Here is a 13,191-nt window from a genome sequence, read left to right as displayed (position 1 = left end):
TTTTGCAAATGATGGACGCAAGAAAAAGTCATCCGGCATTTAAGATGACTTTTCCTCCTTTTTATTTTGAATCGTTATGTTTTGCGTCATCACCGATTTAGGATCAAGTTCGTAGGAAAGAGCTTCTCCGTTGATTTTTATTTCAACGCCTGGCGCATATCCGATCCGCAGATCAACCTGTTCCTGATCGGTTATATTTTTCTTAAAGGTTTCCCCTTTTTTCATCATTCCTTCTTTAAGGGAGCTTCCTTTCGCATCCCGCACCCTTACCCAGGAATCCGCCGTTGCTTTGACCTCAAGCTCAAGCTTGTCGGCGCCGGATACTTCATATGTTGTGGAAGATCCTTCACTGCCTGCGGCTTTAATGCTCAGCTCATTCTTTTCGTCTGACGCTGAATCGGTTTTTTTCTCCCCGCTGTTTTGCTGAGCATCTTCATCTTTCTGATTTTCTTTTGTCAGCGGCGAATCCTTGGAGACGTCGTACTTGCTTTGCGACTCTTCTGTTTTTGGCTGTTCGGCGGACTGCTGATTGCCGCCGCCGTTTACGGCCTGGATGATGACGTAAATGATCACAACGACAACGATAACCCCGGCCGAGACAAGCAGTGTGGGCAGAAGTTCAAGCGCTTTTGACGCAGACTTCGGAAGTTCCCTCTGCGGCTTGATCGAAGATAGCTTATCAGAAACCTCATCATTGTAGGAATTGGGGATATCCTTTTTATACTCTTCAAATAAGAGCTCTGAATTCAGTCCGACAGCTTCCGCATACTGTTTAATAAAGGCTCTTACATAAAATTTCCCCGGAATAACGTCATAGTTTCCTTCTTCAAGCGCTGTTAAATATCGTTTTTGGATTTTTGTCGCCGCCTGAAGATCGTCCAATGACATCCCTTTTTCCTCTCTGGCTTCTTTCAGCCGATTTCCTAGTTCAGTCACAACAAACACCTTCCATTTTAAAAATCAAAACCGGAAAAACCAGAATGGTCAAACATTTGCGGTTCCTCGGCATGTTCATATGTAATAACCTCGTCAGGGCTGTTACGCAATTCGATAATGTAATCAAAATCATCCATCGTATATTCCGTATTCTGCACGAAAATATCCGGATGCTCGACAACTTTGGTCGCGGGAAGCCGCATAATTTCGCTGACGAGCTGCAGGTGGCGCTCAGATCCCCTTCTGGTCGAGACAATGCCGTCCAGTATAAACACATTCTCCGGACTGTACTCATCGGCAATCAGCTGGCTTCTGATCGTTTGCTTCAAAAGTGTAGATGATACGAAAAGCCATCTTTTGCTCGCACATACGCTTGAAGCGACGATCGACTCCGTCTTGCCGACGCGGGGCATCCCGCGGATCCCGATCAGCTTGTGCCCGTCTTTTTTAAACAATTCGGCCATAAAATCGACGAGCAGGCCGAGCTCGGCGCGTTCAAAACGGAACGTTTTTTTATCATCGGCATCCCGCTGAATATAGCGGCCGTGTCTGACAGCGAGACGGTCTCTTAATTTCGGTTCTCTCAGCTTCGTCACTTTAATCGTTTCCATCGTGTTCAAAATGGATTCCAGGCGCTTAATCTGATCTATATGACGGCATTTTAACAAAAGGCCCCTTCTTGAAGTATCAACGCCGTTAATGGTCACAATATTGATTGAAAGCATCCCCAATAAAGAGGATATATCTCCCAGAAGTCCGGGACGGTTGACTTGGATTTCATATTCTAAGTACCATTCGAGCTTTGCCAAATGATAACCTCCCTATCCATCATCGTGGCAAAAATTTACCTTCCTTTATCATAAAGCATTTTGTCTTAATTAGAAAGCAGAATGTTGTGATTAAATAAGAAAAACGTCCGTTTCCCAAAATCGGGAAACACGGCGTCGCGGTTGCTTTGAATCCAAGTATAACGGCCAAGCCGTTCGAACCTATAAAAAAGAGAGAGTGAACACACTCTCTCCTTAATGTGAGCTGTTGTTTTCAACAAGCTTGACCATAACGTTCGCAATGGCGCGCTGCTCTTCTTCTGAAGCTACGCTCCACAGATCGGCGAGCACTCTTTCCTGATGGTTTTTTGAATCGACCTCACCGGCTAAGTAATCGCCGATCTCATAAGCAAGATCCGAGATGGTTTCGTTTGACATTCCTTTTGCTTGGGCGTAGTTGAGACGGTCGCCCAAAAAGTTTTTCCACTGATCCCAATTATCCAGTACGGACATATCAGGCCCCTCCATTCTCTTAAAGTTACAGGCTTATTATTCTCGGAGGGATGAGAAACTATACATGTTTTTAACAATGCCAGCCGCCGTTCACCGATAAGATCTGACCGGTGATATAGGACGCTTTTTCTGAAAGAAGAAAGAGAACGGCGTCCGCCACCTCTTCCGGGGCTGCAAGCCTGCCCATCGGGATGTCTTCTGCAATCATCTCTTCCTCCTCTTGGGAGAAAGCCCCCATCATTTTTGTCTTGACCGCTCCCGGTGAAACGGCGTTGACCCTGATCCCGCTTGGGGCAAGCTCTTTTGCGAGGGCTTTGACAAACAGGTTTTGCGCCCCCTTTGTCATGCTGTATAACACCTCACAGGATGCTCCGGTTTCGCCCCAGATGGAGCTGATCGCAACGATTGCGCCCGCTTTTTTGAGAAGCATGGCCGGCAGAAGGTTTCTCGTCAAAAGAAACGGACTTGATACATGAAGCTGCACCATGTCCTGGACAGCTTCGTCGGACATGTCTGTGACAAGTCCGTGAAAGCTTTGCCCGCTGTTTAAGACGACGGCGTCAAGCGCCCGTCCGCCGATTGAGGCGGAAACAGCCTGTACACCGTCAGGCGCGGACAGATCACCTTGAATGATTTCCGTGTGAACACCGTATGTATCAGCGAGTTTTTCGCTTAAGGAAACGGCCGCCTGTTTGTTCGCGTTGTAATGAAGGAGCAAATCGAAGCCGCTCTCGGCCAGCTTTTCGCTGATGCTTTGGCCGATTCCCCCGCTTGAGCCGGTGACAAGAGCTAATTTTGACAAATGGTTCCACCCTTTCCGTTCAAAAAAGAAAGGTTCAGCACAAAGACTTTCCATGCTGAACTTTCCGGTGTGTATTATGATTTCGGAACGACTTTGCAGACGGTGATCCTGTCCTCTTCTATTTCTTCCTCTATTGCTTTGTGGACGTCTTCGAGCGTGATCGACTCGAGAACGGTGACAATATCGAACAGACTCGTCTCCAAAAATGCGTACCGTGTAAACTGATTGGCGATGTATTCAGGCGAGTTCATCGATTTTAGGAATGTACCGATTTTTTTCTTTCTCGCCAAATCGAGTTTTTCAGCCGTGATCGTCTCTTTGGCTTTGAAGAACACCTGTTTCAGTTCTTCTGCAAGCTGATCGGGCTCAGGGGTGTCGCCGCCGACAGAGGCGAAGCCAAAGCCGTGCTCTTCCGTGTAGTCGTAGCTGAATGTCTCGTCAATATAGCCTTTTTCATAAATTTTTTCATAATCGGCAGAGCTTTTGCCAAACAGACATTCAAGAATCAAGTTCATGGTCAGTTCATGTTTTAAGAGGTCGTCTCCAGTATTTCGGGGATTGACGCTTTTTAAGCCGACCATGCATTTCGAGCTTTGAACATTCATTTTGATTTCCTGCTCTTTTCGGTATACTGCGGCGGGCTCATCCACTTCTTTGCGGACGATTTCAGGCTGATCCGTATACGGTTTGTTTTCCTGGTTTTTGCGGACCTGACCGATGATCGCTTCCGCGTCGACCGGTCCGACGACAAACAAGAGCATATTGCTCGGGTGATAGAACGTCTCATAGCATTCATACAAGAGATCCTTCGTAATGTGTGAAATGCTTTCGATCGTGCCGGCGATGTCAATCCGGACGGGATGTTCTTTATACATGTTTTCGATCAGACCGAAGAAAAGACGCCAATCCGGGTTATCATCGTACATATTGATTTCCTGGCCGATGATGCCTTTTTCTTTTTCAACCGTTTTTTCCGTGAAATAAGGGTCCTGCACAAAATTGACGAGTGTTTCAAGATTATCTGCAACCTTTGAAGTGCTTGAAAAAAGATACGCCGTTCTCGTGAAGGAGGTAAAAGCGTTGGCTGAAGCCCCCTGTTTGCTGAAATGCTGAAAGACATCACCGTCTTCTTTTTCAAACAGCTTATGCTCGAGGAAATGGGCGATGCCGTCAGGCACACGGACCATTTCTTCTTTTCCGAGCGGGACAAACTGATTGTCAATTGAGCCGTACTTTGTCGTAAATACAGCGTATGTCTTGTTAAATCCTTCTTTTGGAAGTACGTATACATCAAGTCCGCCGGGCATTTTTTCATAGTATAGCGTTTCCTTCAGCTGTTCAAATTCAATCGTTTTCGTCAAGATGCTCCCTCCGTCCCTTTCAGAAAGTACGTTGTATCCAATTCGATTTTCTGACCGACCTCAACAATCTCGTCCTTGGTGACATTGTCAATCCGGTCAAGCCATTCCTCCAAAGAAAATTCGGTTTGGGCGGCAGCCTGCTGATAAATGAATTCGACTAAGCCGTAAGGTGTATCAAGGGTTTCAAGAATCTGATTTTTAATGACCGCTTTCGTCTGGCTGATCGCCTCTTCCGTAAAGCTGCCTTTTTTCATCTCCTGGAACTGTTCCTTGATGATGTCGACGGCTTTTTGATAATTGGCGACTTCAATACCTGACATGACCATTAAAAGCCCTTTGAAGCTTTCGATTCTGGAGGCCGCATAATAGGCAAGGCTCGCTTTTTCTCTGACATTCATAAACAGCTTGGAATGGGAGAAGCCGCCGAACAGGCCGTTGAAAAGCTGCAGTGCCGGATAGTCATCGTCTGTAAAAAACGTGTTGGTCCGAAAGCCCATGTTCAGCTTGCCCTGTTTGACATCCGCATCCTCAACAACTTCCCTTGGCTCCGGCGTGTGATTGCGCTCGATCTGGGCGGCTGCCGGTGCACTTCGCTCTTTCGTTTTGAAATAGTTTGCAATGTACTGATCGGCTTGGTTTTCGTCAACATCCCCTACGACGTAAATGTCGAGCTGATCTTCCGCAATTGCCTTAGTATACGCTTGATACAGGCTCTCTGGCGTGATGCCGTCCACATCATCAAGCTCTCCGTTCACATGCAGGGAGTAAGGCTCATCTTTGCACATTTCCTGAATAAGCCTCAGGTTCGAGTAGCGCATTTTATCATTGTAGACGGCCTGAATTCTTTGTTTTAATGTGCGTTTCTCCTGGGAGACATAATCAGGTTTAAAAACCCCTCCCTCAAGCGCCGGCGAAAAAATAATGTCGGACAAAAGCTCCATTCCTTTTTCCAAAAGCGGCGTCTGGTCCTTTAAATATTTTTCATTGGCGATATCCAGGCGGAACGTAATGACGTGCTGTTCCCCTTTTTTGGAGAGGTCAGCCGATACAGAAGTGCCGTAAAGCTCGTCAAGGTACGTCCTGAGGTCAGCCGTTTTCGGATGCCTGCTTGTTCCCCGCAGGAGCACATGCGGAAAAAGAGCCCGGTTAGTCACGTCTACTTTTGTTAAAGGGGCGAGCATTTTAAAAGTAATGGAAACGGTTTTAAACTTTTCCGTCTTCACGATATGGCTTGTGACCCCGCGATGTTTTCCTTTTATTTCATTCAGATATGTCATGAAGAACCTCCTTCGTCCTTTTTATATTATGTATTATGACCCGATTCGACCATATGCTTCTCAGGCCGTTTGGTTGTAATTATATCAACTGGAGGAGATTTAAGGAAACTAAAAACCTCGCCAAAAAAAGAACGGTGCAGATTTACACCGTTTTGACCGCTTCATTCTCATCTTTCTTCGGATCAATGTTAAAGAGCACGAGAGCGACAGCGGCGAGGCTGCAAAGAAGAGACACAATGAAAATCAACCGGTCGGCATTCGTCATCATGTAAGCAAATACCGGCGGTCCGAGTGCCACTCCGATAAACCGCATGCTGTTGTAAAATGACGAAATCGTTCCGCGTTCTTCTTTTTCAATCCCCTCTGTTATCAAAGCATCAAGCGAAGGAAGGGCGACCCCGATGCCGATGCCTCCGACCGTCATAAATAAAAACAGCGGATAAAAGCTGTGGTTCCACCACAATCCCCCGAAAGACAGGGCAAGCAGGATCATCCCGATGAGAACGCATATTTTCATTCTGATTTTATTGTTTCCGATCAGCTTTCCGGCAAGGTAAGAGCTGACGGAGAGAAACAGCAGCGGAATGCTGAGCAGCGCTCCTTTTATGATCCCGTCAATCTGATATTTTTTCTCCAGATTGTCGGAGAGGTAAAACAGCACCCCGAATAAAAGAAACATGATGATCCCGCCGATCAAAAAGATGGACACCAGCCAGCGCCCTTCCCGTTTGAAAATCTGCTGAACATTTTTTGAGAAATCTATAAAAGATTTCGAATCGGCGCCTTTTTCCTTCGGCTTCGGGACAAAAAACAGCACGAGAAAAAAGCTGGCGAGTGACACGACGGGAATAAACCAAAACGGCATAAACCAGACCCATGATGCTAAAAAAGCCCCTAAGATCGGGCTCAATACTTTTCCGGCGGTGTTTGCCGTCTCGATGTCGCCAAGTCCCGCACTGATGTCTTCATCGTTTTGAAACAAATCGCCGATAAACGGCATGACGACCGGAGCGGCACCTGCCGAACCGATGCCTTGCAGCACCCGCCCAGCCAAAATCATCGCATACGGCTCTTTGAAAAAAGATGCAGCAAAGCCTGCGAGAGCGCCTCCCGCTCCGGCAATGACAAGACATGGAAGCATGACCTTTTTTCTGCCAAACCTATCGGACAAATAGCCTGTTATCGGTATACATATAATCGCAACAATAGAATAAACCGTGATGATCAAAGACACTTGAAACGAAGAAATGTTTAGTTTTTTTTCAATCACCGGCAGAACCGGGATCAGCATCGAGTTGCCGAGCGTCATGACAAGCGGGACAGACGACAGCGCGACAATGCTTTTAACACCTTTTTTTTTGCTCACCTTTTTTCACCCAATTCATTAGGATTTCCATCCATTAGTATGGGTTGCTGCAGGTAAGTTTATGTAGGCACAGCAAAAAACAGCCGCCTATCTTTAGCGCCTGTCTTTATCAAAAACGTTTTCTGACGACGTGAAACCTGAATTTATCAGCCCTGAAATAGTTTAATGAATATAGTACCGGCCTGTCATTTTGATCATAATGAATCTGCTTCAACAATAAAAGAGCGGTTTCCGGATCACACTCAAGGATTTGCGAGACCGTATCATGGTAGCCGATTGGCACAATGTCGGCAACCGCATAGCTGATGACTGCTCCCGATTTGTTCTCCAGCCATTCAAACATCGATTCCTGTTCATGTGAAAAGCCTTTCGGCAAAATCGACGTCGGAATTTTATCTAGACAGTAGACAACAGGTGATCCATTTGCCGTTCTCACCCGCTCAAGCAAAAATATGTCGCTATCTTCAGGGTGCTGAAAGCAGAGCATATCTTCTTCCGTCGGGTCTGTCACCTGTGAGGACATAAAAATGGTTCCGGGTGTCATGTTTGCCTGTTCGATCATTTTCGTCACGCTGTTCAGCTGCTCAATACCTGAGAGAAACAAAGGTTTGGCGTTCACAAAAGTGCCGACGCCATGCCTTCTGATGAGGACGTTTTCTTCTTCGAGGATTCTGAGCGCTTCTTTGAGAGCCGCTCTCGTGACGCCCAACATTTTAGACAGCTCGAATTCAGAGGGGAGCTGTTCATTTTCGCGGTAGACGCCATTTTGAATATCATCTTTTATCCGATCAATCACTTTTAGACATAAATGTTGATTGTCAGCTTTAATCGACATGTTTTCCCTCCGTCTGACCAGATCAGATTCAAAATACCTTTAATTGAGGATAACTATATCATGTTTTGTCAAATAAATAAATAGACGTTTTATCATGCACTAGTTTACATAATGTTTTTATTTTAAACAGAGCTCTCTTCCACCTAGGAAGAGAGCTCTTCATATTGTTCTTTAGACATGAGGACTTCCCGGGGCTTTGATCCTTCATAAGGACCAACGACTCCCCTTTCCTCCATCGCGTCAATCAGCCGGGCGGCCCGTGTGTAGCCGATGCGGAATCTTCTTTGCAGCATGGAGACCGATGCCGTCTGCATGCTGACGACAAGAGCGACCGCTTCATCGTAAAGATCGTCCGTCACTTCGCTGAGCGTCTCTGACGTTTCTTCAGGAATCATTTCCTCCTGGTATTGAGCTTTTTGCTGTGTAATGACATGGTCAACGACTTTTTCGACCTCTTCATCGGATAAGAAGGCCCCTTGTACGCGAAGCGGCTTGTTGGCTCCGACAGGCAGAAACAGCATGTCCCCTCTTCCGAGAAGCTTCTCAGCTCCTCCCATATCCAAAATCGTTCTCGAGTCTGTCTGCGAAGAAACGCTAAAGGCAATCCTTGACGGAATATTGGCTTTAATGACACCGGTGATGACATCGACTGACGGACGCTGCGTCGCAATGATCAGATGAATTCCGGCAGCGCGGGCCATCTGCGACAGCCTTGTGATGGAGTCTTCAACATCGGAGGAAGCGACCATCATCAAATCGGCAAGCTCGTCCACAATCACAATAATGTATGGAAGCTCCGGCTGTTTTGCTTCTTCTGATGCATTCATCCGTTTAATATAATCATTGTACCCTTCAATGTTTCTCGTTCCCGTATGAGAAAACAGCTCATAGCGCCGTTCCATCTCATTGACGACCTTTTTCAAAGCCTGAGAAGCTTTTTTCGGGTCTGTCACAACAGGTGCGAGCAAATGGGGAATCCCGTTATACACATTCAGTTCGACCATTTTCGGGTCGATCATCATCATCTTCACTTCATGCGGTTTGGCCCTCATTAAAATGCTTGTGATGATGCCGTTGACACAGACGCTTTTTCCGCTTCCCGTCGCACCTGCGACTAAAAGGTGCGGCATCTTATTTAATTCAGCCAACACCGCTTCTCCCGATATATTGCGGCCAAGGCCGATCATCAGCTTTGCATCGGGACGGTCATTGAGCTTGGATTCAAGCACTTCCTTCAACGAAACCATTGCGACCTCGGCATTCGGCACTTCGATTCCGATCGCCGATTTTCCGGGTATCGGCGCTTCGATGCGGATATCCTTGGCGGCTAAGGCGAGCGCCAAGTCATCACTTAAATTGACAATCTTGCTCACTTTGACGCCGACGTCCGGATAGACTTCATATTTTGTCACGGCCGGACCGAGGTGGACCTGTGTCACCTTCGCCTTGACTCCGAAGCTTTGGAACGTTCTCTCAAGCTTTCTGGCGTTATCATAGATGTTTTTTTTGTCGGTTTGCTGGCCGGTATGTTTCGGATCATCCAATAAACTGATGGATGGCAGCTGATAGTCTTTGTTTTCAAGCTCTGTAAACGCAATCTCCGGAGCGGTTTCAAGGCTCTCTGAAGGCACCGGTTCAGGAGCCGCCTCCGCAGGCTCGGGTGCTTCATAAGCCTGCACCTCCGGTTGTTCATCACGGTCGGAAAAGCTTGAGATGATCGGTTCCGATTGAATCACCGGATCGGGATCAGCTGCGGGTTCAGGCTCCAGGCCGGACTCCTCAGCAGTATTTCGCTTCCGCTGCGTTTTTCGTTTTTTTCCTGATTTCTTTTTCGCTGTATGGCTTTTTAATTGCTTCAGATCGGCCAGAAATGCGCGCCATTGATCTTTAATGAATGACGCCGCCGGGGCCGTCCATTTGATCAGCGTCTCTTGCAGCGAACGGTCGGTGATCAATAAAAGACCAATCAGAATCAGAAAGATGGCGATGATTTTGGATCCGGCAGATGCGAACAGAAAATATGATGCCGCAAACAGCACCGCTCCAATCATGCCGCCGCCGAGATCAGGAGAGCCCGCCTTGCCTTCCACATCCATCATAAACAGCTCCCACGTGTTCTGGATCACGCTTGGAGACTGGATCATGCCCCTTTCCGCCAAATGCTGAAACAGCTGTACATGGGAAAGAAGCAAAAGGCTTGCAATGATGCAATAAAGCCCCGCTTTCCTTCTCGTCAGAAAGCTAGGCGTTTTTTTCTTCCAAAACAGTGAAACGCCTGTTAGAAAGAGAGCAAGCAGACAGAGAATAAACCACTCGCCCGCCAAAAAACGGAACATGTAAATGAACGTTTGACCTGCTACGCCAAGCTGCAGAATCGCAATAATCGAGATGGCGATGCAAATTAAACCGTACAATTCAAATTTGAGATTTATCCGTTTGACCTGTTTTTGTTTCTTTTTCGATTTTCGTTTTCTTTTTGCCATGCTCCATCACCTTACTGCTTTGTAAAAAATGTTAAAACAAAGAGAAAGCAGCCTGTTTCCGGCTGCAATTTTACCTCTGGATTCCCCTATTATAGCATATTTATCCTTGCGACACTTCAGCTATTTATAAAATGTCAGCTTCAGCGTTTGTCCGGGCGCCGTTTCCTGTTTTAAAAAATCCATCGGATTTGTGCTGAGAACCTGAACCACCCGGGCTTCTTCTCCGTTCAATTCGACGAGGAGCGGGATGCCGTTAACTTCTATATGCTTTAAGTTCGTCCCTTCCGACTGTCCGGCGAAAATGATTTCCTGCGGCATGGTCGTGTATAGGATCATTGAATCATCCTTTCTTCGCCGCCGCTGTTTTGTTCAATCAATTCATTGAGCTTGTTGATCGCCTGTCCGACGCCGCCCGCTTCGTCGATCAACCCGTATTCGACCGCATCTTTTCCGACGACATTTGTTCCGATGTCACGCGTCAGATTGCCTTTGGAAAACATCAATTCCTTAAACTTGTCTTCGGAAATATTTGAATGGCTTGTGACAAAGTTGACGACCCGCTCCTGCATTTTATCAAGGTACTCAAATGTTTGCGGAACACCGATGACTAGTCCTGTCAGTCTGACCGGATGGATCGTCATCGTCGCGGTCTCAGCGATATAGCTGTGATCACAGGAAACCGCGATTGGAACACCGATCGAATGGCCGCCGCCGAGCACGATTGACACGGTCGGTTTTGACAGGGACGCCAGCATTTCCGCTATCGCCAATCCCGCTTCAACATCACCGCCCACAGTATTTAAGATGATGAGGAGCCCTTCGATTTTAGGATTTTGTTCAACTGCGACAATCTGGGGAATCACGTGTTCATACTTTGTTGTTTTATTTTGGGGAGGAAGCTGAACATGACCTTCAATTTGCCCGATGATGGTCAGGCAGTGGATGTTTGAGTCCTGTCCCATTTGCGGAAGCGACGTTTGGCCAAGCTGCTGAATTTTGTTGACGAGATTGTCTTTTCCGTCCTGTTTGGCCGGCTGCTCCCCTTGGCCGTCCCCGTTTTGTATCGGGTTTGAGTCCATCTGGTTCACCTCTTTCTCGAGTTTCTTTTGTATTATGGACAGTGGCGGTTTTTTCATACAATGTAAAAAAACCAAGAGGGATCCTCTTGGTTTTATACTTCCATGATGATTGGGATGATCATTGGTTTTCGTTTCGTTCTTTCATATAAGAATTGATTCAATGCGTCGCGCATCGTCTGTTTTAGCGCAGACCATTCGACGACTGCGTTTTCCGTGCTTTCTTTCACGATTTCCCTGACAAGCTCTGTCGCTTCAACGATCAGCTCTTCTGATTCCCTGACATAGACAAAACCTCTCGTGATAATTTCGGGTCCTGATACAAGATGTTTTTTCTTTTTATCAAGGGTAATGACAACGATTAAGATTCCGTCCTGGGAAAGAAGGCGCCGGTCTCTGAGCACGATGTTGCCGATATCGCCGACACCGAGTCCGTCGATCAGGATGTTGCCTGATTGCACCTTATCGCCGATTTTGACGTTTTGGCCGCGGAACTCAACAACATCGCCTTTTTCGACAAGGAAAATGTCGCTTCTCTTCATCCCGATTTCTTCAGCCAGCTTGGAGTGTGCTTTTTGCATTCTGTATTCGCCGTTTACAGGGATTAAATACTTCGGCTTCAGCAGGTTCAGCATCAGCTTCAGCTCTTCCTGGCAGCCGTGGCCTGATACATGGACGCGCTTTTGTGCGAACACGACTTGTGCGCCCGCTCTTGTCAATAGATCGACGGCTTTGGAATAGACCAATTCCTGGCCCGGCACCGGAGAGGAGGCGATTAAAACCGTATCTCCTTCTTCAATATCAAGCTGTTTATGCCCTTGTTTTGCGATTCTTGTCAATGCAGCCAGCGGTTCTCCATGATTGTCTCCTGTCAAAATGGCGACTTCTTTTTTCGGATGTTTTTTGACTTCCTGGACAGGAATGAACATATCCTCGTCAGCCGTTACATAGCCAAGCTTGATGGCAAGCTGCAAAATGGAGGAGATGTTTTTTCCGGAAACCGCAAGCTTTCTGCCGTTTTGCAGCGCCGCATCAATCACCTGCTGAATGCGGTTGAAGTTTGATGCGAATGCAGCAATGATCACACGGTTTTCAGCGTTATACATCACATCGGAAATCTCGCCGCCGACAACGGCCTCTGAAGGCGTATAGCCCGGTTTTTCCGCATTGGCGCTGTCAGAAAGCAGACACAGGACACCGCTGTTGCCGATTTTGGCGATTTCGCCGATATCACTGGTCTGATTTAAAACCGGTGTTTGGTCAAATTTGAAATCCCCAGTGCACACGATGGATCCGAGAGATGTTTTAAAACTGACACCGACGGAATCCGGGATGCTGTGGTTTGTCCTGAAAAATGATACTTTCGTTGATTCAAATGTAATCACCGACTTGGAGTGGACTTCTCTTAAATCGGCTTTTTTATTGGAGCCGTACTGCTTTAACGTTTCTTTTAAAAGGGCAAGTGTCAGCTTCGTTCCGTAAACAGGCACAGATAGTTTGTTCAGGCAGTAAAAAACGCCCCCGATGTTTTCTTCGTGTCCGTGTGTCAGAAAAATCGCCTTCACGCGGTCAGCTCGTTCGATTAAATATGAAATGTCCGGGATGACCACATCGATTCCCAGCATTTCATTTTCTGGATGCATGAGTCCGGCGTCAACCACGAATATGTCAGAGTCGATTTCAATGACATAAAGGTTTTTTCCGATCTCCCCGACGCCACCTAAGGCGATGATTCTAATAGCTTCTGTATTTTTTTTCAAATTGTAATCCTCCTA

At 46.9% G+C, this 13,191-nt stretch carries 12 protein-coding genes; all 12 read right to left on the bottom strand.

From position 1 onward, the window contains the following. Window positions 1-39 precede the first annotated feature (39 nt). Complete coding sequence (locus M654_RS11425) at window positions 40-936, bottom strand: helix-turn-helix domain-containing protein (RefSeq protein WP_026587033.1); 897 nt, start codon at window positions 934-936, stop codon at window positions 40-42. 17 nt (window positions 937-953) lie between these two features. Continuing rightward, window positions 954-1,745: a YmfK family protein gene (locus M654_RS11420; RefSeq protein ID WP_026587032.1), complete on the bottom strand. Its 792-nt coding sequence runs from the start codon at window positions 1,743-1,745 to the stop codon at window positions 954-956. A 213-nt stretch (window positions 1,746-1,958) separates the two neighbouring features. Then, window positions 1,959-2,216 (bottom strand): DUF3243 domain-containing protein, encoded by a 258-nt coding sequence (locus M654_RS11415; RefSeq protein ID WP_026587031.1) that lies wholly within the window; start codon window positions 2,214-2,216, stop codon window positions 1,959-1,961. 70 nt (window positions 2,217-2,286) lie between these two features. Next, complete coding sequence (gene ymfI, locus M654_RS11410) at window positions 2,287-3,018, bottom strand: elongation factor P 5-aminopentanone reductase (RefSeq protein ID WP_026587030.1); 732 nt, start codon at window positions 3,016-3,018, stop codon at window positions 2,287-2,289. Window positions 3,019-3,092: 74 nt separating this feature from the next. Beyond that, window positions 3,093-4,379 (bottom strand): EF-P 5-aminopentanol modification-associated protein YfmH, encoded by a 1,287-nt coding sequence (gene yfmH / locus M654_RS11405; protein ID WP_026587029.1) that lies wholly within the window; start codon window positions 4,377-4,379, stop codon window positions 3,093-3,095. Beyond that, entirely contained in the window at window positions 4,376-5,656 is a 1,281-nt protein-coding gene (gene yfmF / locus M654_RS11400; RefSeq protein WP_026587028.1) for an EF-P 5-aminopentanol modification-associated protein YfmF, read from the bottom strand. Before yfmF ends, yfmH begins: the two co-directional genes overlap by 4 nt. A 142-nt stretch (window positions 5,657-5,798) precedes the next feature. Then, the gene (locus M654_RS11395; RefSeq protein WP_026587027.1) at window positions 5,799-7,022 is read right to left on the bottom strand and encodes a bacillibactin exporter BcbE; all 1,224 of its coding nucleotides are present in this window, start codon (window positions 7,020-7,022) and stop codon (window positions 5,799-5,801) included. Window positions 7,023-7,131: 109 nt separating this feature from the next. Next, window positions 7,132-7,857: a GntR family transcriptional regulator gene (locus tag M654_RS11390; protein ID WP_026587026.1), complete on the bottom strand. Its 726-nt coding sequence runs from the start codon at window positions 7,855-7,857 to the stop codon at window positions 7,132-7,134. 143 nt (window positions 7,858-8,000) lie between these two features. Then, complete coding sequence (locus M654_RS11385) at window positions 8,001-10,340, bottom strand: DNA translocase FtsK (RefSeq protein WP_026587025.1); 2,340 nt, start codon at window positions 10,338-10,340, stop codon at window positions 8,001-8,003. Between the two features lie 120 nt (window positions 10,341-10,460). Then, window positions 10,461-10,676: a YlzJ-like family protein gene (locus M654_RS11380; RefSeq protein WP_026587024.1), complete on the bottom strand. Its 216-nt coding sequence runs from the start codon at window positions 10,674-10,676 to the stop codon at window positions 10,461-10,463. After that, window positions 10,673-11,419: a ClpP family protease gene (locus tag M654_RS11375; protein WP_026587023.1), complete on the bottom strand. Its 747-nt coding sequence runs from the start codon at window positions 11,417-11,419 to the stop codon at window positions 10,673-10,675. Before M654_RS11375 ends, M654_RS11380 begins: the two co-directional genes overlap by 4 nt. Before the next feature lie 92 nt (window positions 11,420-11,511). Then, window positions 11,512-13,176, bottom strand: coding sequence for a ribonuclease J2 (rnjB, locus tag M654_RS11370; protein WP_026587022.1), 1,665 nt, complete (start codon window positions 13,174-13,176; stop codon window positions 11,512-11,514). Window positions 13,177-13,191 lie beyond the last annotated feature (15 nt).

Source organism: Bacillus sp. NSP9.1 (genome assembly GCF_000465465.2).
Classification (GTDB): domain Bacteria; phylum Bacillota; class Bacilli; order Bacillales; family Bacillaceae; genus Bacillus; species Bacillus sonorensis_A.
The sequence above is the reverse complement of the archived record's forward strand: the minus strand, read 5'-3'. Positions and strand labels throughout refer to the sequence as shown.